22 protein-coding genes are annotated in these 25,184 nt (G+C 44.0%); 6 read left to right on the top strand and 16 right to left on the bottom strand.

Annotated elements, in window-relative coordinates:
• Positions 1–17 precede the first annotated feature (17 nt).
• On the top strand, positions 18–1,016 hold the full coding sequence (locus tag ACJJIZ_RS18930; protein WP_444914463.1) for an AraC family transcriptional regulator: 999 nt from the start codon (positions 18–20) through the stop codon (positions 1,014–1,016).
• A gap of 96 nt (positions 1,017–1,112) precedes the next feature.
• Here the strand turns inward: ACJJIZ_RS18930 and ACJJIZ_RS18925 are convergent, their stop codons facing one another.
• The 4 genes from ACJJIZ_RS18925 to ACJJIZ_RS18910 all read right to left on the bottom strand — a co-directional run bounded on the left by ACJJIZ_RS18925 (position 1,113) and on the right by ACJJIZ_RS18910 (position 4,055).
• Complete coding sequence (locus ACJJIZ_RS18925) at positions 1,113–1,418, bottom strand: hypothetical protein (RefSeq protein WP_413664728.1); 306 nt, start codon at positions 1,416–1,418, stop codon at positions 1,113–1,115.
• A 149-nt stretch (positions 1,419–1,567) separates the two neighbouring features.
• Complete coding sequence (locus tag ACJJIZ_RS18920; protein WP_444914462.1) at positions 1,568–3,013, bottom strand: coniferyl aldehyde dehydrogenase; 1,446 nt, start codon at positions 3,011–3,013, stop codon at positions 1,568–1,570.
• A gap of 237 nt (positions 3,014–3,250) precedes the next feature.
• A complete protein-coding gene (locus ACJJIZ_RS18915) occupies positions 3,251–3,517 on the bottom strand; it encodes a PepSY domain-containing protein (RefSeq protein WP_282931601.1) in 267 nt (88 codons plus the stop codon).
• Between the two features lie 130 nt (positions 3,518–3,647).
• Positions 3,648–4,055, bottom strand: coding sequence for a hypothetical protein (locus ACJJIZ_RS18910; protein ID WP_444914461.1), 408 nt, complete (start codon positions 4,053–4,055; stop codon positions 3,648–3,650).
• Between the two features lie 149 nt (positions 4,056–4,204).
• On the opposite strand from ACJJIZ_RS18910, the gene ACJJIZ_RS18905 reads away from it, so the two are divergent.
• Complete coding sequence (locus ACJJIZ_RS18905) at positions 4,205–5,236, top strand: Fe(3+) ABC transporter substrate-binding protein (RefSeq protein WP_282931603.1); 1,032 nt, start codon at positions 4,205–4,207, stop codon at positions 5,234–5,236.
• A 122-nt stretch (positions 5,237–5,358) separates the two neighbouring features.
• Positions 5,359–7,044, top strand: coding sequence for an ABC transporter permease (locus ACJJIZ_RS18900; RefSeq protein WP_444894865.1), 1,686 nt, complete (start codon positions 5,359–5,361; stop codon positions 7,042–7,044).
• Between the two features lie 6 nt (positions 7,045–7,050).
• On the opposite strand, the gene ACJJIZ_RS18895 is transcribed toward ACJJIZ_RS18900, so the two are convergent.
• The 10 genes from ACJJIZ_RS18895 to ACJJIZ_RS18850 form a co-directional block, all read right to left on the bottom strand.
• Positions 7,051–8,094, bottom strand: a complete 1,044-nt coding sequence (locus tag ACJJIZ_RS18895; protein ID WP_444914460.1) for an ABC transporter ATP-binding protein — start codon at positions 8,092–8,094, stop codon at positions 7,051–7,053.
• A 127-nt stretch (positions 8,095–8,221) separates the two neighbouring features.
• Positions 8,222–8,683, bottom strand: a complete 462-nt coding sequence (locus ACJJIZ_RS18890) for a hypothetical protein (protein ID WP_444914459.1) — start codon at positions 8,681–8,683, stop codon at positions 8,222–8,224.
• Positions 8,684–8,731: 48 nt separating this feature from the next.
• A complete protein-coding gene (locus ACJJIZ_RS18885) occupies positions 8,732–9,043 on the bottom strand; it encodes an outer membrane protein assembly factor BamD (RefSeq protein WP_444914458.1) in 312 nt (103 codons plus the stop codon).
• Between the two features lie 926 nt (positions 9,044–9,969).
• Positions 9,970–10,671 carry a CPBP family intramembrane glutamic endopeptidase gene (locus ACJJIZ_RS18880; protein WP_444914457.1) on the bottom strand — a complete coding sequence of 234 codons (702 nt, stop codon included), beginning with the start codon at positions 10,669–10,671 and terminating at the stop codon, positions 9,970–9,972.
• 999 nt (positions 10,672–11,670) lie between these two features.
• The gene (locus tag ACJJIZ_RS18875) at positions 11,671–12,738 is read right to left on the bottom strand and encodes an alpha/beta fold hydrolase (RefSeq protein ID WP_444914456.1); all 1,068 of its coding nucleotides are present in this window, start codon (positions 12,736–12,738) and stop codon (positions 11,671–11,673) included.
• A 910-nt stretch (positions 12,739–13,648) separates the two neighbouring features.
• Entirely contained in the window at positions 13,649–14,320 is a 672-nt protein-coding gene (locus ACJJIZ_RS18870) for a DUF6629 family protein (RefSeq protein ID WP_444914455.1), read from the bottom strand.
• Positions 14,321–14,975: 655 nt separating this feature from the next.
• The gene (locus ACJJIZ_RS18865) at positions 14,976–15,656 is read right to left on the bottom strand and encodes a DUF6629 family protein (RefSeq protein WP_444914454.1); all 681 of its coding nucleotides are present in this window, start codon (positions 15,654–15,656) and stop codon (positions 14,976–14,978) included.
• 866 nt (positions 15,657–16,522) lie between these two features.
• Positions 16,523–16,936, bottom strand: a complete 414-nt coding sequence (locus ACJJIZ_RS18860; protein ID WP_444914453.1) for a putative signal transducing protein — start codon at positions 16,934–16,936, stop codon at positions 16,523–16,525.
• A gap of 1,399 nt (positions 16,937–18,335) precedes the next feature.
• Positions 18,336–19,220 carry a TolB-like translocation protein gene (locus tag ACJJIZ_RS18855; RefSeq protein ID WP_444914452.1) on the bottom strand — a complete coding sequence of 295 codons (885 nt, stop codon included), beginning with the start codon at positions 19,218–19,220 and terminating at the stop codon, positions 18,336–18,338.
• A gap of 947 nt (positions 19,221–20,167) precedes the next feature.
• Complete coding sequence (locus ACJJIZ_RS18850) at positions 20,168–20,560, bottom strand: class I SAM-dependent DNA methyltransferase (protein WP_444914451.1); 393 nt, start codon at positions 20,558–20,560, stop codon at positions 20,168–20,170.
• 638 nt (positions 20,561–21,198) lie between these two features.
• Here ACJJIZ_RS18850 and ACJJIZ_RS18845 point away from each other — a divergent pair.
• Positions 21,199–22,416, top strand: a complete 1,218-nt coding sequence (locus ACJJIZ_RS18845; protein ID WP_444907544.1) for a hypothetical protein — start codon at positions 21,199–21,201, stop codon at positions 22,414–22,416.
• Between the two features lie 86 nt (positions 22,417–22,502).
• Here ACJJIZ_RS18845 and ACJJIZ_RS18840 read toward each other — a convergent pair whose 3' ends face one another.
• Positions 22,503–23,417: an alpha/beta hydrolase gene (locus tag ACJJIZ_RS18840; RefSeq protein ID WP_444914450.1), complete on the bottom strand. Its 915-nt coding sequence runs from the start codon at positions 23,415–23,417 to the stop codon at positions 22,503–22,505.
• A 72-nt stretch (positions 23,418–23,489) separates the two neighbouring features.
• Here ACJJIZ_RS18840 and ACJJIZ_RS18835 point away from each other — a divergent pair, with 72 nt between their 5' ends.
• The gene (locus tag ACJJIZ_RS18835) at positions 23,490–24,020 is read left to right on the top strand and encodes a redoxin domain-containing protein (RefSeq protein ID WP_444896441.1); all 531 of its coding nucleotides are present in this window, start codon (positions 23,490–23,492) and stop codon (positions 24,018–24,020) included.
• Positions 24,021–24,113: 93 nt separating this feature from the next.
• Positions 24,114–24,557: a hypothetical protein gene (locus ACJJIZ_RS18830; RefSeq protein WP_444896442.1), complete on the top strand. Its 444-nt coding sequence runs from the start codon at positions 24,114–24,116 to the stop codon at positions 24,555–24,557.
• A gap of 152 nt (positions 24,558–24,709) precedes the next feature.
• On the opposite strand, the gene ACJJIZ_RS18825 is transcribed toward ACJJIZ_RS18830, so the two are convergent.
• Entirely contained in the window at positions 24,710–25,096 is a 387-nt protein-coding gene (locus ACJJIZ_RS18825) for a DUF2750 domain-containing protein (protein ID WP_444914449.1), read from the bottom strand.
• Positions 25,097–25,184 lie beyond the last annotated feature (88 nt).

Raw genomic sequence — 25,184 nt, 5'->3', positions numbered from 1 at the left:
TGCAGGCAGGTCCGGTAATGATCAAACGTGCAGCGAAATTCCTGGTACCTCCCAGCTGGAAGTTGATATTACACGATATGAATATCGATACAGCGCTGTCTCTTGCCTATGCCGGGTTACCTGCGGATCTGTTACAGCGGGAGGCTGTGACACTCACGCCGGTGGAATATTTCCGTTTCTGGTGTGGTATCGATCAGGCCTCTAAGGATCGGCCATTACCGCTTTTACTAGCGGAGCACCTTTCGGCTGAGTCGTTTGACCCTCCCATATTTGCGAGCCTGTGCAGCGCAAATCTGAATCAAGCTCTACTGCGGATACAGCAATACAAACCATTGATCGGCCCCATGGAATTGCACTTGGATATTACTGATGAGTACACCAAGCTCAATTTAGAGTGCTATGGAAGTGATGGAAATATCCCTGAAGCTTTGGGCCTGAGCGAATTAATTTTCTATATCCGCCTTGCTCGGTTGGGAACCCGGGAGGAAATTCAACCATTGGAATTGGCACTACCGCAGCTGCCTGAAGATCAAACGCCTTATCGGGAGTTTTTTGGTTGTTCAATTAAGCAGTCAGACCGGGTGAGAATTTGTTTCTCAGCGCAAGATGCACAAAAGCTATTTCTGACTGCCAATGCCCCTATGTGGGATTTCTTTGAAGGTAAATTGAGTCAACAGCTCAAGGATCTGGATAGCGAAGCCACAATGGGAGAGCGGGTAGGTTCAGTATTGATGGAGTTACTACCGGCCGGTGAGAGTTCTGTCGAAGCGGTGTCTGAACGCTTAGCTATCAGTAAAAGGACTTTGCAGCGGAAACTGGGGGAGGAAAATCAATCCTTCCAGGCAGTATTGCAGGGAGTTAGATCAAGTTTGGCTGATCACTACCTCGCCAAATCCAGCCTTCATCTGGGAGAGATTTCTTTTATGCTGGGATTTAAAGAACCCAATTCATTTATTCGGGCCTACCGGGGCTGGAAAGGAATGACACCATTGCAATACCGGGACTCTATTCACTGAATAGATCCCTTAGTTAAAAACCAATGTTTGAATATCACTGTAAATTTTTGTGACCAGTTTGGACTTAGAGGTTTAGTTTTAACATTTAAACAGCGATTAATTGGCTGGCCGGTCAGCAATAATTATTCCGTTGTCCGGATTCACTTCCAGAGCCCTCAATTCTCCTCCGTAGACCGCCTGGATTTTCCATCTTCCGCCCACAAATTCGATATGCGTGATGGGATTAAACCCAAGACCATGCAGTTTCGCTTTAATAGTGGATAAGTCCAAGGCAATGACCGAGGGTTCTGCTCCGTAAAGGTCGGGGCTGTCGTAGATGGGGGCGGGTTTATTGGGATCGAGGCCGGGGGGGATTGGGTTAGTGAGATTGCCAACTAAAGCTATGGCGGTAAGAAAAATCATCTACGGCTCCATACTGCTAACAAGCCATAGTTTTAGTTTGGACTAGGGATTATCGCAGTGCCAGCGGGCTGTAGTGATTTCGGTCTTACCTGAGCGCGATTATAGCAGTGGATGGCCCAGCTACAGGGTGTAGCCGGGCCATAAAAATACTAGCGGGTAAGTTTTAGCATAAAATCGATAACACGGGTTGAGAGTTTGCCATAGGGAGGCCGCAGTAATTTTAATAGATCGATTGGGCCCTGATAGAAGATGGGGCGAAGTTTAGAGAAGGTTAAAAACCCCTCGTAGCCATGGTAGTGACCCATACCGCTTTCACCAACGCCGCCAAATGGAATATCGTGCTGGCCAACGTGCAGTACACAATTATTTACCGACACACCCCCAGACATTACTTTGTTGATATATAAATCTTGTAAGGTTTTGTCGTGAGTATAAGGGTAAATCGCCAAGGGTCTGGGGCGAGCATTAATATAATCAATAACTTCCTCTGGCTTGGAGTAAGTGATAATCGGCAATAGAGGGCCAAAAATCTCACGCTGCATTGCCAGCATCTCGCTGTCTACGTTGGTCAGGATATGTGGGGGAAATTTTCGCAGTTTATTGTCCCTATCCAATTTGCCAGCACTTAAATCTATGGCATTAGCACCCTTAGCCTTGGCGTCATCCAGGGTTGCCCAGATTCGCTGGTAGGATGTGTCGTCGATAATAGAAGTGTAATCCTGGCCATCTAAGTCGGGGTAGCGCTTCTGAACATAATGTTTTGCGTGCTCGATAAACTCTTCGAGATGCTCCTCCGGCAAGAAAAGATAATCCACGTTGACACAGATCTGCCCGGCGTTTACCAGCTTCCAGTAAATTAGTTGCTCGGCGGCTTTCTTAACCGGGTAATCCGGGCCAACAATTGCCGGTGATTTACCACCAAGCTCCAATGTGACTGGAGTCAGGTTTTCTGCGGCGGAGCGCATTACTGCACGGCCGGTATTACTGGAGCCGGTAAAGATTAAGTGATCGAATTTAAGGCTGGAAAATACCGGGCCTATTTCATCGGCATCGGGAACAAAAACCAGCTTTTCTTCCGGGAAGTATTGTTCACAGACGTTACTGAGTAATTCTGCAAGGTGCTTGGAATTGGTGGACATCTTGACCATCGCCTGATTGCCTGCGGCGAAAATATTGGTCAGTGGTGAAAAGCTTAAGTTTATTGGGAAGTTCCACGGCACTATGACACCGATTACCCCCAGAGGTTGTGGGACCACACGATTTTTAGAAAGGGGATAGGATTTAAAATCTGTATGGCGCCCTCTGGGCTTCATCCACTTCTTTAAGCGCTTGATAGTCTCTTTAATACCGGAGAGCGCTGGGTAGATATCGTAGAGCAATATCTCTTCCCTGGCTCGATTGCCGTAGTCGTTACTGATTGCCTGGATAATGGGCTCCTGCTGTTCACGCAGGAGCTGGGCAAGGGTTTTAAGATCCTGCACACGTTGCTGATAGCTGGGAGCCGAGTCGGCCAGGTAGGCGCTGCGCTGTTTGTCCAGATAGTTTTGCAGTACCGCTTTGTCTGCATCCTGCCGGGTCAGGGTATGTGTTGTCATTTTATTATCCTGTGGCGTTGATCTCAGAAAGACTAAACGAAATTGAATCGGAGTGATTGACCAATCCGGTAAATTCCTTTGATGATCGGATAACAAATTTTATCCGGGGTATGGCCAAGTTTGTTTTGCCATCGCAATTTATGGCGCGGATTACATCACTATGTTCAAGCAGAATAGGTTAGGGCCGGCTTTGGCAGCCGGCCCTGGCAGGATAGCTCGGAATGAGGACGCTAATCCTTAATCGTTGTCCGGTTTTTCCGACAAAACTTCCGCAGAGTTGGGGTCTACGTGCAAGTCGTACTTCTGGTCACCCTTATAGGCCTCAATCTTCCACTTACCCTTGTCCAGATCGACCTCAACAATTGGGGTGTAGCCCTGCTGTTCCAATTTGGTCAATACGGTGGAAAGGGCCATAGCTCCGGGTGGGGGCTTTTCTTTGGCGAGTGCATAGGGTAGTGCTGTTGCGGCGATAAAGGCCAGCAACAACTTGCTGATAGGCTGCATGGTGCTATTACCTCGCTGTCTATTTGCTAAATCGCAGTATCCTATGAATCAAATCTTCCCTTAACCGAGCGATCGGTATTTCCAAACTGTAAAATAAAAACTGATGCGTCTGCGTTTGGTCTCCAGGCACTTACAACGGGTTTTGTGGACTGCCCTCGGTAAGATGCTTCTGGATAGCCTCGCACCACTCCATGCCTCCGGGTTTGAGACCGTTGGTATTGGCTCCGCTGAGCCGGGTGATGGCTGTGAACCACTCCTCACTACCGGTAGTTGGCATGCCGGATGGGTATAGTTTCGCCATATCGCCATTTTGCTGGGCAAGCACTTGCTGTTGAACCCAGGCAAACCATTCCGGGGTGCATATAGCTGCAGCTTTCTTTTCCGCTTCCGCTCCTTTGCCCTGTGGGGCAATGGGCTCCTTCATGGCGCTGGTAGCCGACTCATCTGCAGGAGGGGTTGCAGGTGACTTGGAGTCCTTCGGGCCCCCACAGCTGCAGAGGACAAAGATCAGTGCTATTAAAGGACCAAAGCGGTACATAGGACCTCTATGGGTGGCGGTATCAAGCCTAAGCATAGGAGGAAATTGACGACTTTGCCTTATCGCCTTAGGACATATGTATTTTTATTGACATTGCCATTAAATCAAATGAGAATGTTTCTCGTTTAATCCAAGGGTGATCTACGATAATGTCTACCAGAGCTCTATTTCAAAAAGTGCTGGCTGTAGCCGGCTTGTTGGGTGCTGTGGGTGCCAGTGCGGCCGAGCAGGTAAATATCTACTCTTACCGACAGCCTTTCCTTATAGAGCCGATCTTAAAGGAGTTCACCGAAAAAACCGGTATTGAGGCCAAAGTGGTCTACGCCAGCAAAGGCTTGAACGAGCGTTTGCAAAGGGAAGGACGCAATAGCCCCGCTGACCTAGTCCTGACTTCCAATACCAGCAGCCTGATGGATCTGCTTAATAAGCAGCTGACCCAACCGGTAAGCAGTGAAATCCTGGAAGACAATATCCCATCACAATTTCGCGATAAGGCCGGCAACTGGTTCGGCCTGACCACTCGGGCGCGTTTGATCTACGCCTCCAAAGACCGCGTTAAGCCCGGTGAAATTACTCGCTACGAAGAGTTGGTAGACCCTAAGTGGAAGGGCCGAATCTGTACTCGTAGCGGCAAGCACCCCTATACCCTGTCCCTGATCGCCTCCATGATCGCCCATCACGGTGAAGCAGAAACCAAAGAGTGGCTGCAAGGTGTGAAAGCGAATCTGGCGCGTAAGCCCCAGGGTAATGACCGCGCTCAGGTTAAAGCTATTAGCGAAGGTGTCTGCGACCTTTCCCTGGGTAACAGCTACTACTTCGGTAAAATGATTACCAATAAGGAGCAGCCGGAGCAGGTGGATTGGGCCAAGTCTGTAAACCTGGTCTTCCCTAACCAGAAAGATCGCGGTACCCATATGTTTATTTCCGGTGCGGCGCTGACCAAGCACGCCCCTAACCGTGAAAATGCCGTTAAGCTGCTGGAATTCCTCAGCGGCGCCGATGCTCAATACTCTTACGCTGAGAAAAACTTTGAGTTCCCGGTACGCCCTGGCACTGCCCGCTCTGAATTGATTAAGGAGTATATGGGTGAGTTTAAAGAAGACGATCTGAGTCTCACGGAGATCGGCTCCTACGTTCCAGCGGCTTCCCGCATGGTTGATGAAGTACGCTTTGACTTTTAGAATGGTTAACTGAATGGGAATTGCTGCCGAGTAAATTGACAGCACTATCTCAGCCTTATTCGAACGGCCCTGTCGAGAGACCAGGGCCGTTCTTTTATAATGAGCTTTTGATTCCTTAATCCATGCTAAACCGAGCCAACTTATCAGCTTCCCGCTGGCTGCTATTGGTAGCTACTATCTCCCTTCTAGTAGCTCTGCCAGTGCTATCCATTTTTTGGTTGGCATTTTTCCCTGAAGAAAATATCTGGCCGCACCTGGTGGACACGGTGTTGTTTCACTATGTGTCCTCCACATTGATTCTGGCTGGCGGTGTCGGTTTGGTAACACTGATAACAGGCGTGGGCAGTGCCTGGCTGGTGAGCATGTGCCAGTTTCCCGGGCGTCGTTTGTTTGAGTGGGGGCTGTTATTGCCGTTTGCTGTTCCCGCCTATGTGATTGCCTACGTTTACACGGACTTGCTGGAATATGCGGGCCCTGTGCAAAAGTCCCTGCGCGCCTGGTTTGGTTGGCAGACAGCCAGGGATTACTGGTTCCCGGAGATCCGTAGCATGGGTGGGGCGATTGCCATGCTGTCACTGGTGCTCTTCCCTTATGTCTATATGCTCGCGCGAGCAGCCTTTATCGAGCAGTGCGGCAGTATACGTGCCGCGAGCCGGTCATTGGGCTGTACGCCTTGGCAGAGCTTCTTGCGCGTATCCCTGCCAATGGCACGCCCGGCAATTGCGGTGGGTTTATCACTGGTATTGATGGAAACCCTGAATGATTTCGGCACAGTGGACTTCTTTGCCGTACGCACCTTGAGTGTCGGAATTTACGATACCTGGTTGAGCCACGGCAATTTAGGAGGCGCGGCGCAAATTGCCTGTAGCACTCTGATTTTTGTTGTTCTGTTAATTACGCTGGAGCGAATGGGGCGGGCGAGACAGAAGCACTTTGTACAATCGCCAAATTCCCAGCGTGAACGCTATGATTTGCGCGGCTGGCGATCCGGTGTAGCCCTATTGTTCTGCGGGTTACTGTTGGTGGCCGGTTTTATTATTCCCCTGCTGGTTCTGGGAGGTTACGCACTCAGCAACTTCTCCAGTTATTGGAGCGAAGATTTTATACAGATCGCCAGCAATAGCTTGTTACTGTCAATCGCAGCGGCACTGGTCTCTGTACTGCTGGGCCTGCTGTTGGCTTACGGTAAGCGACTGCAACCCAAAAGATCCGTACGGGTCTTGGTCGGCTTTTCCAAGCTGGGTTATGCAATGCCCGGGGCAGTACTGGCGATTGGTGTCCTGATTCCCCTGGCCGCTTTTGATAATGCGGTGGATGGTTTTTTACGTGAACACTTTGATATCTCCATAGGGCTGCTGTTAAGCGGCAGTATTTTCGCCATTATTTTTGCCTACACGGTGCGCTTCCTGGCAGTGTCCACAGGGGCCATAGAATCCAGTCTGGAGAAAGTAACCCCTTCAATGGATCGCGCTGCCCGCTCCCTGGGACGCAATAGCTGGCAAACCCTGTGGGCTGTACATCTACCTTTGGTGCGTACAGGTCTACTAACGGGTGGCTTGGTGGTCTTTGTGGATTGTATGAAAGAACTGCCGGCGACTTTGTTACTGCGCCCCTTTGGCTTTGACACCCTGGCGACTTATGTTTATCAGTTCGCTTCCGATGAGATGCTGGAGCGCTCGGCCCTGGGGGCTTTATTGATTGTCCTGGTGGGATTGATACCGGTGATTTTACTAAGCCGTTCCATTGGTTGGCGCAGAGGTGAGGAGCGCACAGCCGTGGCGGACTCAGAAGCGCCCGCCCTGTCCTGATAGCTTTTATCGGGCCTGGTCAAACACCAGAGCAGAGGAAAGGTGCAGGGGAAGTTTATCACCGGGAGCCGCTTGAACATCTGCATTCAAAGCGGCCTCGACAGTTTCCCCTGCGGCTAGCTGAAAGCGATAGCTCACCTGGTTGCCGAGAAAATTCTTTTCCACAACCTGAGCCATCACAGCACCGGGATGTTCGCCTGCGGCAACATCCTCACTGCGCACAAACAGTTCGAGCTGATCTCCACTTTCGTATGCGGCTGTCGGCACCTTCACTTCCCCTAGAGGGGTACTGATCAGGCCATTGCCCACAACAGTACCGGAAATGATATTCCCTTCACTAACAATCCTTGCAACTGCCAAGTTTCTAGGTGTTTGATAAGTGTCTTGAGGGCTGTCCCACTGCTGTAATTGGCCTTGGCTGAGTACTCCCAGCTTATCTCCGGCAATAAAAGCCTCATGGCGGTCGTGGGTAACAATAATTGCAGGGATCTTCTCTTCGCGCAGTATATGGCGGACTTCGGCGGCGAGACTGCGGCGCAACTCGGTATCCAGGTTGGAGAAGGGTTCATCCAGGAGTAACAGCTTGGGGCGCGGTGCCAGTGCCCGAGCCAGAGCGACACGCTGCTGCTGCCCCCCAGAGAGCTGGTGTGGGTACTGTTGCCCGAAACCTTCCAAGCGCACTAACTTTAGCAAAGACTGGGTGCGGGATTGCCGCTTGCTTTTCGGCATTGACTGGATACCGAAGGCAATATTCTGTTCAACGGTAAGGTGTGGGAAGAGGGCGTAGTCCTGAAATACCACCCCAATATTCCGTTGTTCTGCGGGAACCTGTAATTCAGGAGAAGAGATTACTTCTCCAGATAGCTGAATATTCCCCTCAGCGATTGGCTGGAAGCCGGCAATGGCATGTAGCAGAGTTGTCTTACCGCAGCCGCTAGGGCCCAACAAACAGGCAATTTCTCCCGCTTGTAAAGCAAAGGAAACCGATTCGATAACTACCTGCTCACCGTAGCGGCATTGCAGGTTTTCTATAGAGAGTATAGGGAGCACGGGTCTTCCGGTAGTTTGGCCTGTAAACGATTAGGGCAGCTTTCGGGTTCATAGTTATCACTACACTAACCGGTAGCCAGTCCAGAGTGAAGTATACTTTTAGCTGTGCAGTAGTGTTGGATGTTTTTTAGGCTAGTGAATTATCTAAACACTCGCCATCAACCTCGTATACTAAGGTATCCATTCTCGTGGATATTGAAATCTCGCCTGTTCCAGATTCACAGTACTCAGCTGAATAGTAACGATATTTGATTTTAAGATAAGCCGGCCCAACTCCGATTATACCATCAGCCCCCGCATTTGGTGCATGTATCGGACTATGAGTGATCTCGAGAGAAGATAACAATACATTTCTTACATTGAATTTTTCAGGGAGGGATATCTTCACGGGTCGTTCATCAATACTGAGGTCGATATAACTAACGGAATTATCATCTGGTGTGAGGGAAATTTGCAGCGAAAATTCTTTGAAGGGGCTAATTAAACTTCCGCTTACTCTTGTGTTTAGAATCTCGGCATAGAGATCTTGAGCTGTATGCGCTATAGCAGGTGAAATAGCAAAAATTAATACAGGTAGGTACTTTATCAAGTGAACTACCTAGCGCTTGCTGACAACGATATGTACTAGTGCGTTGCTTTATTGCCAAGCATTTTTGTCACTCTTGGAACTTCCTCCCAGCAATCGCCGAAAAAGCCCGGAGAAAATATCTGCAACGATATCCTCTTTGTTGATAATGTCTTTTTCTCTTAGGTTCTCGGCCTTTCTGGCTAGTTGTGTAGCCGTAGAATAGTTATTGCGGGCCCTAGCTTCCTCTGCTTGAGCTTCAAGTTCGTTAGCTTTCGCGTTTCTTTCATATATGTTTGGGGTTGAGGCACACCCGGAAATAAATAAAACGGACAGTATAAAAAATAAACCCTTCATGTTCGGTAAAATAAATTCGAGTTTCATAAAATTATTACTGGTAGGTGTTGGCCTGTATAGGATTACCAGCAATATACCATAGTAGCCAGCTAAAAGCTGGGCTCCATATAATTGCAGCCCTCAAGATGAGAACACCAGAACTCTACGCTTTTGTTGTAAGACAATCTTATAGGGTTATTTAATTCTAGATGCCTGATCCAGGGTGCATATAGCTACTTGTTTAGCTTTATCCCAAGCAGGGAGTAGGTCAAGGCCTGAGTGAAGAACCCTAATATGTAAATGGTGAGTAACGTTAAGAATGAAATTACTATCTTTTTCATAGAATTGTACTGATCTTGTATTTAACACTTAAAGTGTGCCACACCATAACAAAATAGAGGCATTCCCACCACGACTGCGGTAAAGTCACAGTACATTTAGTGCGCGATCTATATGCAGGCAGATCAGAAATGTCAGGCTACGCAGCGTACGTATAATTTTAGGTATTACGATGATTTATTGATGTCGCTCTTCAATACAAGCACTGCAAGATATATCAAAGAAAGCGGAGGGATAAATGAGGTTAGAAAACCTAAAATAGAACCAATGATAGGCGTGTCTGTCTTTCTCGCGCATAGATAAATTGAAAGAGTCGTCGCTAGGGGGACCCATACCATAAAGAATGTTCCCAAAACACTGATGTTTATATTCATTTCCTTCCTTAAAATCTCATAATATTTATTTCCCTTAAGTATACATTAATTCTCAAAAGCATTCATGGCTCTTAGAGGGGCGATTCCATTCACTCCAGTTTTTCTTCACTTTGCTAGCACTGAAATTTAAATCGATAACAAAGTAACACGTAACTTGCATTACACTAAGTATCAACATGTTGACGATTACTAAAAAATACAATTACATAAAGCAATGGCGCCTATGAGTATTTAAAAGATTGAGTAAGTAGTTTTTGGGCTTTAGCCCTTGATTGGTACATGGTGTGAGTTGCTTTTCGCATAGAACGCGATCGCTCCTGAATATACATCTATTATTATGTGGGCAATGATTGCAACCACAATACTCTCAAAGTACAGATATACACCGCAAAAGACGACGCCAATGATAGCAGTTCTAAGAACATGTCTCCAGCCAAGGTAGAAATGCCATAACCCAAAAATCATACTGCTGCCTAAAATGGCAACTATCCAATTGGTTTGCTGCTCAAGAAAGCTGTACAAATACCAGCGGAATATCAGCTCCTCACATACCCCGGCAGTAACTGAAACTAGGAAAGTGAATAGTAAAAGCTCCTTCCGTGATTTTGGCAGTAGATCGACAAGAGAATTGCTGCCATTTTGTAGTTGACCTAGAACCTGCTGCCTAATATGTTCGTTGTTATTTATGGAGTAGATTAAATATACAAAATATGCAAGAAATGTGATAAAAATAGAAATGGCAAAATAAATCTTCCAAGTAGAGGCAGGGAGACCGTCTGGAGCTTGAATGCTTAATTCGCCTCCAAAAAAGCAATAGCACAAGAAGCCTGTGATGACCCACAATATCACTGCCGTCTTTACATATTCTTGACTTTTACTTTTAAGTCTATATTTCTCTAAGAGTAAATCTGCTAAAGGAAATACCAATATTATAGATAGTAACGCTATTTCTGATGCCTGCATACTAATCATCCTAATTCAACACTAATGGTTTATAGTCTAGATTACAGCATTAATCCGTATAATTTTCCCCTAGACTACATTTGTGATATTTGTCTGTCTCTAATATTGGAAATCCTTTCTATTAATAAATAAAGGTCCATCATCGGTGGCTACTTGTGGCCTTGATTGCCGCAGCTTGTTAGAACACCGAGTTGTAGAGAGTTCTAACAAGTACGAACGTAATAAGCTGTCTATAGACATAAATCGTGTATCTATGTGGGCCACGAACCAGCGTATGTAGGCTATCTTAAAGAGCCTTGAGAGATCAATATCGGCAAGGATAACAACAACAACTTCGTTGATATTTATGCGAGGCCGGAAGAATATTTCCTAAGTGGTGTTGTAGATGAGGGTGGTATTATTGGCTCATTAAAAACTAAGAGCTCTTTACCTGAAAAGTGTACTAATTGAATCTATAGGGATATTTGAAGTAGAGTTTATCTGTGTGTAGACAAGGGTGGTCAGTTTATTACTACTTACAGCCCATTCTAAGTAAGAATATTCACCGAATCCTCAGGGCAACTCAGCCAAACTAGATGCAACTAAAACCATTCGCCTTGGTCGGATATCAAACCGGAGCCATCGGTGTTTAGATTAGAAAATCGTAAAGGTATTTGTAAGCTAATAACTTTGATAAATTAGCACTTCGATGTCAGTATAACCCCAAAGGACCACCTCTAGCGGATGGCTACATTGATACACAACCATATAAGGCCGACCCAAATACCCTAAAAAAAGGAGGTTGACCATAAAACGAATCTAAAAGACTAACAAGTAACAATGGCCAGTCTGACCATGTAAAATTCACAAGAAATAAGTTACTTAATGCGATCAATCTATACACTATTTCCAACTACCGTAATGTTTAGCCAAGGGCAAATCTGATGTTATATACGCGATAATGGAAGCGCAGCAACCGTACATAAGGTTTAGCTGTCAGTTTGTAGCGCAATGTTATACTTATCGTGGAAAGTTTTTTTGTAACCACACTAAAATCTCAGCACTTAACTTTTCGGGGTTTTCTTCAGAAGGGAAATGGCCGCAATTCTTAAGTTCCACACTTTCTAATTTGTGTATGAATGACTCCATGTTAACACTGAGACCTAGCTGATTAATGGGGTCTTCATTTGGCCACAGGTAAAGATATGGGAACTCAACCTCATAGGTTCCACCTTTCTTGCTGAGTTCGTGCCATGAAAGTTCCATAGCTCTATACCAGTTGATACTCCCATTGAACCCACTTTTTTGGAAGGCGCGAACATAGAATTCAAGCTCTTCATTGCTTAGAAACAGTTTGCCAGGGAGGATTTCTCTTTTGAGAATCTTAGGCAAATCCATTTTTCTTTCAGCCGAGCTAGTTGGAAGACTCCTTAAGTATGAAGCATGAAAGAATTTACTTCGCATAAATGTTGTGAAAAATTTTTCAACATTTTCATTAAGAAGTTTCTCGGAAATTAATGGTGTTTGCAAGAATTGATTGAAGGCTAACTTATCTATTACTGGTACAGATTCAGAAGGAAGTTCGACCGCGTATTCTGGACGAAATGCATGTGGTGCACCAATATTAATAACTCCTAAACAGCGCTGCGGATACAAAAATGCTATTGACTGTACAATGAAACCACCCCAATCATGACCACAAAAAATAGCCTTGTCTAAATCTAAATGATCTAACAGACCAACTAAATCATCACAGATTTTAGGTGCGGTATAATCCTCAATATTGTTAGGGCTTTGAGTAAGGCCATATCCGCGCAAATCTGGAGCAATTGCTCTATATCCATTTATCGAGAGAGTCTCAATTTGATGTCTCCAAGTAAAAGCCAGCTCTGGAAATCCATGACAAAACACTACAGGAACCCCTTCTCCCTTCTCATAGTACGCCAACTTAATTCCATTTACATTTACAAAATTCAGTGAACTGAAAAAATTAAACGAACTTTGCGATTCAGCTAATGCTGCAGTGAGCTTCGATTGCAATAATGCTGCCAGACCAAATGAAAGGTTAAGAAAGCTCCTTCTTTTCATTATTATTTACTCTTTGCTTCTTATATTGTTGAAGGATAACGCTCTGCTTGTATTTTATACATATATTTTAATGCTATTCAAAGCCTTGTGCGGGAAAATAGCTCAATTACCCCTTTAAAACACATGTAATTCAATCATTTGTACTACTTATTTCTCTGGAAATCGCTTGAATTTTACGATAAGCCTAGAATATTCGTTGATGTAGAAGATATGTTACTAGGATGTTTTTTTGTCTTCCTAGCTAATGTGTACTTGGGCTTATTTTGAATTGATAGTACAAAAGTACTCGGTACTCTCGTAAAATTCATTGAAATAGTGGTTTTCACGGTCGTGTTTGTGGATAAGGTTCACCGACCGGATCATGGAACAAACTGTTTGGTGAAATTTATGGGAAAGGGTAATGCTGGGTTTTTCCGGTGGAGTTGTTGTTTAGCTTTTGAATTTATATAGCTGACAAATCTGTCTCTACTAATTGAGGCCAATTTTCCCAAAGATGTTTTGAGTTTTATTTGACGATACCATAAATGTTTACACCGCTAGTTCTGGCCTCAAACACAAAACCATTTTGATATAACCGATTAAAGGTACTATGGTAAACGAAGTTAGGTCTGTCTATTTCATGACCAGGGCAAACTTCAGCTGAGTATTGATGGACTAATTCAGGGTAGATACCAGATATTTAAGTAAATCAAAATCCATACCAAGTACAAAAATAGTAGTGATATTTAGGTAGCTTTTAGCTGATCATAGGCCTCCAGTTACTGTCACGTTTGAGCATGTCTTTTATTGTTGGTCACTTGAGTTTGGGTAAGGGGAGCTCTCTAATGAACCTTGGCTCATAAAATAACTGTTTTTAATATTATCCTTGATGTTGAGGCCCTATTTATCTTTGTTACTACCGCTATAAAGTCTATTTATTTATTTTTGCTTTATAATCATTTGTTAATAAAAAATAAATCCATAATGTGGATATCGCAGCAAAGAAGCACCAGGTTGATACCCATGTTTCGCGTTGAGTGAAATAAACGATAACACCTAGTGCCATGACAAGTACCCAAAATTTTATAAAAATTCGATTGCTCGATAATAAAAATAAAAATCCAAGTAAAGAATAGATAATATGTCCAGTTGTTATGGCGAATAAGCTGTAATCGGATGTGATGTAGCATAAGCTATGGCCGCATACGCTCGTTTTTATTAAGTGTCTTGGTCCTGTTTCTAATAGGATGGGTATCCAAAGATATAAGCCAAAAATAAAACCTATGATTGTTAATATAATAAAGAAAATTCTTTTCCATTTTTTTGTCTCAAGACTAAAGGCAACGATTGGTATCCAGACAAGCCAAAAAAATAGAGCAAAAAATAAGTAAAAAATAGAAGACGCTGCAGTCAGTGACACTAAATTTTCGTTGTATCCAATCCATACTACCCCTTCACTTGCTTGCTGTAATGCAAAAAGAAGGGGGGTAACTGCGAGTAATAAATAGGTTTTATCATTTTTCATAGCATGTGTTGTACACAAAGCACCACCGACAATAAGCAGAGCTGCTGATCCGAACGATGCCGTGGCTGAAAAACACATAATGATTTTCTCTATATGTAAGATATTCTAACTTAAGCCAAAGCCATATAATTTGATATGCAACATAACAATATCCTTAGCGTAGAAAATCAGTTGATTTTGCTATTTTGTACTAAGCTTATGAATTAGCCTGTGATGACTAGGCCTACTTCAACGTTTTCAATTCACCTTATTAGTTAAGTCTATAAAATTCGAAAAGATACATTTAGTTTGCCTTTGGATATTGATGCTTACAGAAGTAAAGCCTATTTCGATAGGGCCTAACAAGCCCAGTGTAATACTAATTGGATAGTTGCTGTTCTTTATTCCACTTATCAAAATTGGTCACCTATATAAGCCTTGGATTAAGGGTTGCTGGTTGAATGCTAGAGTAATTATGCTTCCACTAAATTGGGGGATTTATTCTAGTCGGTACTCTCCGGTTATTCATGTTGAACTAACTAAGCGGGGATCTCCAATGGCTAGGAGGTAACAGAATTGTTGGACGTGTCACGACTACAATCCGATTTTTGCATGTTTATTCGAGTATTAAATACCCCCAATTCTATTGGTAGCGTTAATACTTCTTCGGCCGGAAATTATTTGTTGTCTGTTTTTACGAATTTTCAATAGCTCATCTTTAGAGTGCCAATCTATACATACTAATATACTGCGATCATGAAGCTTGTTTTTTCATCTTTGCTTTAAACTCATTTATTAATAGGAAATAAATCCATAACGTTGATATCGCAGCAAAAAAACACCAGGTTGATACCCATGTTTCACGCTGAGTAAAGTAAGTGATAACACCGAGTAGCATGACAAGTGCCCAAAATTTTCTAAATAGATGATTGCTCGATAACAAGAATAAAACACCTAGTAATGCATAAATGCTTTCTCGAACTGTGACGGGTAGCAAACCACCTTCGGATAACTCATAACATAAGCTATGTCCACATACACTTGTTTTTATTATGTGTCTTGGTCCTGTTTCCAATAGAATAGGCACCCAGAGATATAAGCCAAAAATAAATCCTATAATTATTAATATGATATAAAAATTTCTTTTCCATTTTTTTGTTTCAAGCATATAGGCTACAAGAGGTATCCAAATAAGCCAGAAAAAGAAAGCAAAAAACAGATACAAAATAGAAGCTTTTGTCGTTAGTGAAATCAAATTTTCGTTGTGCCCAATCCAAACCATCCCTTCACTCGCTTGCTGTAACGCAAACAAGAGAGGGGTAACTGCGAGTAATAAATAGGTTTTATCATTTTTTATAGCATGTGTTGTACACAAAGCACCACCGACAATAAGCAGAGCTGCTGATCCGAATGATGCCGTAGCTGAAAAACACATAATGATTTTCTCTATATGTAAGATGCTCTATTTAAAACAAAGGTCTTATAACTTGATGTACAACATAACAATACCCTTAACCAAGAAAATCAGTTGGCTCCGCTAATTTGTACTAAACTACTTAATTTATTTACGAAGACTATTTCTACTTCAATGCTTTCAATTCATCTAATGAGTTAAGCTGAAAAGACTAATAAAGCTATGTTGAGTTTGCTTATGTAGGTCGATACCTATATAAGTAAAATCTATAGCGAGAGGGTTAAACAAGCCAGTGTAATGTTGCTGTGGTGGTTGCATTATCTATTCAGTTAATCAAAGTGGGTCTCAGTTTTGCCTCTTGGGATTGGCATTTACACTTAGCAGTCTTAATACGTCCGTTAAATTAAATACATTGGGGGTATTAATCCTAGCGATACTCGCCGGTCATTTACGGTGAACACATTTATCAGAGAGCGCTATTAAGTCGTTGATACCAGAGTAATTGCCTTTTACTCAAGACATCTTAGATTTCAGATGTGCGTGTCACGAATAAGCCTATCTACCGTAAACGAGAACTGACAGTCAAAGGTCATCACTGCCATGCTTTACGACTCATTTTGGATATTGCGGTTAGGGCTGGCAGTCACGTCCATTCGACCCCCTATTTTTCCAGATGATTGGTCATATAAGAATGATTGGGGTGTTTAAAATGGCGTTGTATTGTTCGCGGTGATTGTAAATGAGGCAATTAAGGTTTAATCCAGCAGCTTGGTGAATGGATATACCTTATTTGTTTAGTCTAAAACTCATATTCAAATCAATAGGCTTTTAACAAAGAGTATGGGTGGGGGTATTGGCGCCATGCTCAACATTAAAGGGGCAATATTTTATGATTGCTGATTATCAAGCTTTTGGAAGTAGCCGCAGTCCTTGCACTTAACTCCATGTTGATAGAAAAATAAAGGCATCCCCAAAAGTAGGAAAACCAAAAATGCGGGCTTTTTCCCCTTGGTAAATGGCTCGAGATTTCGTGATGAGCAGGACTCGCATACCCTTTCTTCATCATGCCCTAATTCTTGGTCTACAAGATTGGAACGGTCTTGATTCAATATTTCATTAGCTTCATCTAGGTCGCTTTCCGACACTTGAAGCCTGACTCCACCCATAGCATTAGAATATAGCCACTGCATATTGACTGTGTGCTCATCTGCAATGAAAGCGTGTATTCCTTCAGACTCAAGTCGTGCTCTTGCAATCTGCGCTTCATATGGAAATGAGAATCTAGCAACGGTTACTAGCAAGTGATCACCTTAGCGCTTAACGTCTTGAGATGCGGGGCGAAGTGTCTGAAAGTTTAGACGTGTTATGTTTTTATAGCCCACTAAGGAAACCCCACAACTTACCCCACCGTTCTAGCTTTTGATCAGCGCTCAATAGCCTCGGCTGAACTTGAATAGGGTCGCCAAGTTGATCTACACCTTTCAATAGGTTGAGATTTACTGCGCCGCGAAGTTGACCATTTATATTGCAGCCTACGGCTAGCAGTTGATTACAACCTTTGCAATGGTAGAAATCAGAAAGCTGATCCCCATTTTGTTTAGTTGAGATTCCATCGCCAGTGAAAATCGCAGACATAGTTGGGTCACTTATAATAGGGGAAGGACTGGATTGGCAATAATTGCAATCGCAAATGCGCGGATTCAAAGCTTCGAGCGGCTCTGCTAACTGAACTTCAACGTGCCAACGGTTACATTCACACGATCCCTTAAAGAGCATAAAAATTAGTTCCAATTATGATGAAGTATAACGTCTGTATAATGGGCAAGTGCAGCGCCTCGACAGCTATATTGCACCTGCCACCGTAAGGGCTGTAGCGCGAATGCCTGGTTCATTTGATTGTAATGCCACTCAGCTTGAACAGGACACATCATTTGCCCCCCCCAACAACAATTACGAAGTTGGTGAAAAACTCACTCGCAGTGAAGTAACCACATTCCCCAGACAAATCCACACCAGAGTTCAAAGCAATTGTGTATTTGTAGCTTCCATTATTTTGCTCAATGACCGGTAAATTGTCCGGGACTCATCTGGTGCTACAGCACCAAACCTAAGTCTATGGCTTGGAAGCTGAACAACTGCCGAGTCTACCTATATTCCACTTTGGTTCTTGATCATCACATTCGGCATCACCCCAAAGAAGCCTTTCTAACACCAATAATCAGCAATACAGCGGTAACTAGTAAGCAATATCTTCTCTTCAAAATCTGATGCTCCACAGAACGGAATAATACCCGCCAGCAGTGGCCGCAGAGAAGTGGAATTTCCTCTGGCTGAGCTTGGATTACTGAAATGAAAGCCCCTTTAACACGACCGCCGTTTTTGACTTCCATTAAATGCCAACTACTAAAGAATGGCAACCAAAAGACGGCGAGATTCTGGGGGAAAGACGCCCTATAAAAGTAACGAGTTGACGAACAGAAAACGATATAAGGCTTGACGTGTAGGTGAGGTGGTCAGGGACACCAAAACTATATGATCGTGAATGCAGAAGTTGTATTGTGAAAGTTCATATTCTTATATAGCGAGCTACTATAAAGCTATCAGTGTGGCCGCTGACTCATAAGAGAGTAGTGTTGGAGCCGGTAGTTTTAAACTATCGGCTACCCGATTTAGGCTGGCTGTATCTTTGTATTGCGCGGATTAGAATTTGGGTCTGTGTTTTTCTATGATTTGGGTATCTACCCAATAGATATCGCCCTCAGGATCGACATCATCTTCTCTCTTAATGGGGTTGTGATTGAAGAACAGATACTTACCGTCTGGTGACACATACGCGCTGGCTTCATTGCCAGCTGTGTTTATGGTACCTCCCAGGTTTATTGCCTTACCCCAGGAACCATCTTGTTGGCGGAAACTGATGTAGAGATCTTTGTCACCGTAACCGTCGTCTTTTTCGCTGTCCCAGATGAGGTAAGAGCCATCGGCGGCAATGAAGGGGTGGGCTGTCCACTTACCAGAGTTGATATGCGGCCCCAATAATACAGGTGGCTGCCGCTTGCCGTTTCTAACGGTTGAAACACGTAGCACGTCATCGCTTTTGTAGTCGTCAAATACTATGGTGCCATCAGCTGAAGACGTCAGACGCATTATGCCCCAATCTTTGCGGTCGAACATCGTCCCCATACTTTTAAAATCTGACCAGCCTGATTCGGTACGCACCATGTACTTGTTCCCCAAGTGCATGGTTTTGCCATCTGGGGCAAGTAGAGGGCGGCCGACCCTTGGGCCAACAACGGATTCGTGCCACTGGTTACCTATCTGCTTGAAACGAATGAGCAACCACTTTTCAGTGTCAACATCCATTCGGCTAAAGTAAAACTCGGTCATATCTGGTGTGAAAGAGCCGCTATAGTCACGATGCCGGGTTGCGACATAGCCCGGCGCGAATATTTTGGGTGTTAGTCCCGGTGGTGTTTGTCCAAGGTAGGGGCCTTCGAGCAGGGGAAGTGCTTCTTGGCTACAACCGTGGCTACTCACCGCAAAAAGAGAAATCAGGAGGCTAATAGAACTACAAAAATGCTTCACAGCTTGCCCTTGTTTTTACATCAACGAATAAATGAACTGCGGGCAATTTAATCAGTTCGACATGAAAACACCTGAAGTACTTATGATTTTTAAATGATTTTGAGCTGACGGCACGAAACTTTTAAACCTAAAGTGCACAAAACCGACACACTTGGCAAAAGTAAAGGCCGGCAGCTGGGTACTGTAGACTGGTCAACTTTCAAATATCTAGGGCAGGAAGATCATGGGAATCCGTACCAACCAGCTGTCCTTGAAAGAAGGATACTAGATGGAAGCGCTTATTGGACTGAAATCTTTAGTCTGGAGCATCGCATAGTGCCTCCATCAAGGGTATAAGGTCGCCTCTCGCTGCTGTGCCGAGAGTACTCACTAAGGATGTTGCAGCGCCAGCACGAAGTTTTAAACACACCAAACTCAACTCTGCCATATCGGTGTAAATTGACCACCATTTAAGAAATTCAGGCCTTGAGAAATCGCTAGGCGAATATGGCTTGGAGGTGTGCGAAAACGGTCAGCTGTTTAACGATTCATTGCTGGGTGGTCGATATGAAGTTAGAATTTGCTGCGTAAATGGCTTTAGGGCCGGATTTCACAAGATCGATGAAATCACCAATAGTGTTCGATGCTTGAGTAAATGCCTAAAGCATTTCTTGATCTTGATTATGCGTGTTCCTGAATAACGGTTCGATCATTCTCGATCTTTCCTTGCCCGCTAGCGCCCAGTATATCAGCGACCAAAGCAAGGCGAAGTAGTACGTAGGCAGTCCAACTCAGTGTTTTTTAAGAGTGTACGCGCTATTGTTTGTTATGTATTTTATACGTGTTAAAACTGTCTGGCAGCAAATAAGCCTGCTATAACTATTACAACAAGGCCGGTGGCACTACACCAAAAACCGTGACTATTTGTTGTGGTCAACTCCAGCCGGACACTTCTTTAAGCACATTCCTCAAATTCGATAGGGGCTAGATCTCCCAGTGTTGTAGTGGTCTAATCCTTCCGGACACTTCGCTAAGATGGCGTTAAAACTATCTGGTTCGAATTTTAGTGAACCTAAGGTGCCTTGTTTAAAATTTATGTTTTTTATGGAAGCAATTTTTACTTTTTGCTTAGCAATATCCAGCATCTTCTCGGAAATATCAGTAGCAGTTATACTGTTCACATAGGGAGAGTGATGAATAGCGGTGCTGCCGGTGCCGCATCCAAATTCCAGTACAGACCAGTCTGCCTGAAAATATTCTTGTGTTATAGCCAGTTTTCTCTTGTAACTTTTTAAATCTTTTATAGGGCTTTTGGCATAGCGCGCTGCAGTTTTATCCCAAAACTTTTTTGGCTCTATCATTTTTCCTTCCTACCGTAGATGTTCAATGAGTATGCATTCGGTCGGCGGATAATCTACTACTAGATGATTACCTTTTGATTTTAAGTATATGTAGTATATTTCCCGAATCGTTAGACTCTAAAAATTATCTCCGTAGAGGTGCTCATATATTTATACCTTGTAATTCTTGCTGCATGTTTTAATTTAGTGCCACAATTTTTTATGGAAAGGGTGCATAACGTGTCATAGGTATATCGATAGAAAAGTGGCTACGATACTTGTGTGCTACGATAGGGGTTGATCAAAATTTAAACGATTTCAACCTTTTCTTTACGTAAGTTATTTCTTCGAAAAGATAGCTTGCTCCAAAAGTTTTTTAGAAGTGCTCACTCACCTTTAGCTTCATCAATACTGTGACCTAGAGCGAAGTCGCGGTTCTTAGTTTTTGCGAACTATGTCACATTCATCTAAGCCTCCTTTTCTTTATGACTAAATAGTCATATTGCTTGTCGCCCTAAGATTCTGTTTGGCGCTATTAGTCATATTCTTGGCACTAATTAACCAGATACCTTTCGCAAGCCATAAAACAGTCTCGGCAACATAAAAAGACAATTTAAAAAATTGGGATCAAGCCCGAGCAAAAATAAAAGGACATCACAATGACACTTTATCAACGATTGGGTGCGAGCTTCTCTTTACTATTAGCGGGGCTTTTGGGATCAGCCTCTGCTAGTGCGGATAACTGCTACATCCTGGTTCATGGCCATGGTACTGAGGGCCATATTAAGCAGCGTACTAACTCCCAGGGTAATCTTGAGCAGCCGGCTTTAGATTATTGGAGTGAGGCTTACTTCGATGAATACGCGGGTAGTGACTTTATTGAACAGTTGCGTGTAAATGGCGGCAATTACGGTGTGGTTGGTTACAACTCCACCGATGAGGGCGAGATGCCCTACTGGCATGACGGCACAGCGGGTGAAATCGCTCGGCAGATAATCGCTATTCGCAATGGCGAAGGCGATGATTATGAGCATGAAAACCAGTGTGCTGCTGATGATACTTTCTACGTGATTGCCCACAGTCAGGGTGCCACCCAGATGATGTACCTCGCAGGCAATGCCGTACCGGGGTCCCCTTACTATAACCGTGCTTACAACCAGCTGGATTCCAATACTGTGACCGAAACCTCGAAGGTTTGTACTGGCTCCTGGTTCTGGAAAAGCTGTAAGACGAAAACCGAAACCGTTAATGTCGCAGGCCTGAATGATAGTTACGCGGTTGAAGTGGACTTTGACACTGCCATTAGCGGTATCGCGGCAATCTTTACTACTGGTGGTGCAATCACCGGTACTGAGGGGGTTGATCGACTGTGTAACGGTAGCTGGATCGAAGATTTGATCAACGATTGGTTTATCGGTCGCGAGTGCGCAGCAGTACGTTACCTGCAGACTAATGATGTCTATGCTGTGCGCAACTATGTCGGCACCAACCTGGCTGCACCGGTTTATACCATTGGAGGCTACGCCGGTTTCCCTGGTATTGAGAGTGCTAGCTCTTTGCTGTTGGGCGGTGAGGACGATGGTTACATCAATCTGGCTTCCCAGATGAACTGTTCTGGTTCTGCTAAGCGCAACTTGTGGTCAAACCTGAAGGAATACAAGACCTTCCTGGGTATCGCTTACGGAAGCGCTATCTTCTCCTGCGATAATGACAATAAGGGGACAGCGCGTTCCTATAACCTGGCGAGTATTTATACCGATCATGACGCTCAGCGTAACGGCGGTATTATGGCCCCAGACTACACTGGTATCCCCGATGGCCTGAACTGTGGTGCCGGTAAAAATACGGCTGGTCGTATTGCTGCCTGTACAGAGTAATTAGCTCATCGTTTTAAAAAAGCCCGCTTAAAAGCGGGCTTTTTAGTTTGCGGGAATCACATATTTACTTCTATTAGTTTTTAGCTCTAGTGATCCTCTACCACTTGCAAATTGTTCTCTGCTTTCATACGAGATATTTCGATCTCTTCTGCAAAAATCTCGTGGATGCCGAAACGGTAACTGTCAGTACTATTTGCCGCATGGGTACCGCCTGGAATCGTTGTAAATGCAATGCGCCAGGGAGTGGTCTCTTGTTCTTTCCAGTGCTTATGCCAGGAGAGTGCATCTTTGCGCAGGTTTGGCATGTCTTTGGAGCCACTTGTTACTACCAGAGTCAGATCCTCTCTTGTCGCTTGTACAGGTTCCCTGTAGAAAAATTCCTGTTGTGGTAGGAAGGTGGCATTGCTGGCTATCAATCCTTTAAACAAGTCGGGCTTAGAAAATGCTGTGTAAAGCACAAAATATCCCCCTCGACTTTGACCGAAGAGAACTCGTTGATGAGGGTCTACCGAGTAGCGGCTTTCAACTGTTGGCAAGAGCTCCCGCTCTAGAAAGTTGAGAAACTGTGCTGCACCGCCATACGTAAGTGTGTCACTGTCACCGGGTAGTGAAAAGTCAAAACTGCGATGATTGATCTCGGGTTTAAATGAGCCGTAAGCAATACCTACGATAATCGCCTCGGGGGCGTAATCATCGTAATGCATAAACAGGTGATTAGTAGCCAAAATTGGGAACAGTGAATCCCCATCGAGGAGATAAATGACCGGGTAGGTTGTATCCTCGTTTGGATTATAGCCCTCAGGCAGGCGAGTATAGATATGGTAGGGGCGCCCAATAATCGCTGAATCCAGCTTAAAGTAGTCCCCTTTCAGGGCAGGTAAGAACTCAAGAGGCTGGGAATGACTTTCAGGAGAAGAGTTACTTTGGTGGTTAGCAGGGCAGCCACTTAGCAGTCCGGCTGCTAATAGCGTTGATAGAAAACGAATAAGGGGCTTTTTCATCGAGTCTCCTATACTAACGGTGGGATTCATTGGTTGACTAAGTCTCTTCTTATATTCTCAAGTGGGGTGCTAATGAGCAATATAAAGCTTGCTGCTGGTATCGATTTTCCTGCAATAGAAGTAAAGCGACTTGGTGGAGGTGAGTTGGTACTGGGGAAGCTTGAAGGTAGTTTCCCTTGGCAAATGGTAGTCGTTTACCGAGGTAAGCACTGCCCACTATGTACCAAGTATTTGCGTGTCTTGAGTGTACTACTACCCCGCTATCATGCGGAGGGTATTGACGTGGCTGTTGTCTCTGCCGATACGGAGGAAAAAGCTTCTCTGCATATGGAAGCAATTCAGCCGGGATTTACTGTCGGTTACGGTTTATCAATACCCCAAATGCAGCAGCTTGGGCTCTATATTTCAAAACCCCGCTCCCCTGAAGAAACAGATAGGCCCTTTGCTGAACCGGGTGTTTTTGTCATCAACGAATCTGGAAGGCTGCAAATAGTCGACATTTCCAATGCACCTTTTGCGAGGCCTGACTTGCAAACGCTATTGGTGGGTATCGAGTTTATCCGAAATCCTGATAACCATTACCCAATTAGGGGAACATATTAAGATTTTTTAAATACCCTGCTAATTCAGGGAGCTATATTTTGGGTTAAAAGTTTGTAGTAAAGTTAGAGGTCTGGAATTTAAGGGGGTAGGATAGTGACGAACGCTTTTCTCTCTGAGGTGAATCACTTCAAGCTTAATCCAATTGATAATAGTAAAGTCGTATTAATTGATGGCCCCAACCAAAGAGCTATACCCGTTTATGGTAGAGAGATTGTTGCTCAATACCAATTTCTCGATAAAGTGTTAGTTATCCTACATGATTGGTGGTCTCTGGATCAGGGAGTTAATATCTACCTACTCTCTAGAGGAAGAGTTTTGGATTTTGCTTTGAGTTCGGATATCGACTTATGGGGAGATTTAGATGACGTGAAAGTTATCCAACCGGATACTATTTGCTTTTCTTTTCCGAATGCTTTGCACTGGCGACTGCGCTGCTATAAGCGGGCAAGGCCGGCTTTATATCTTTCTCTTCCTTATAGTTTTTGGTGGCGTCGAAACTTATTTTATTCCTGGTTTTCATTGCAGCGCCTCAAGTGAATAGTATATATAAATATCAGGCGGCGAATCTGTAATTGTATATTACCCAAGTAAGATAACAGGTGTTTACCCTGTTATCTTACTTTTATTCAATAGAGCTGAACTTTCTTTGTCGGATTTTTGAAGCGATAGCTTCAACGTGAATAGCCTATTTAGAAGTTGTTCAGCTCTTCCCGTAGATCGATCTCTAGTTCCTCTGAGCTAGTAATCCATACGCTTTTATCCGGCGCAGGAAACACACCTATTTCAATGTCGTCACCTTTTAAGCCAGAAAGCCACTTCTTTAAAAACTGTGGTAAGGGAATGCTTTTAGGGGTGAGGCCCGTTTCATTCTCGGCATAGGCTTGGGCAAATTCAGCGCTTGGCCATACTGGCAGATATTCAAAGCCACCATCTTCATCGGTGTGTATTTTAAGAAAGCAATTTTGGCTATCGATCAGTATCCAGATCTCCCGCTCTTCTCCGGCTATGCTCAGAAAATACTCGTAGCGATCTTCACAGCTGAGATTAGTTATTTCACTTAAATCTGGGGTGCTCATATATCAATTCGTTGTAGCTAGGTAATAGGCGAGTAGGGATAACTGAAGGCCTGCTCATCTAGAGGCATAGCTGTTATACCAATTAATG

This window comes from Microbulbifer maximicatervae (SeqCode) (assembly GCF_052467225.1).
This window is presented reverse-complemented; position numbering and strand designations above follow the sequence as displayed.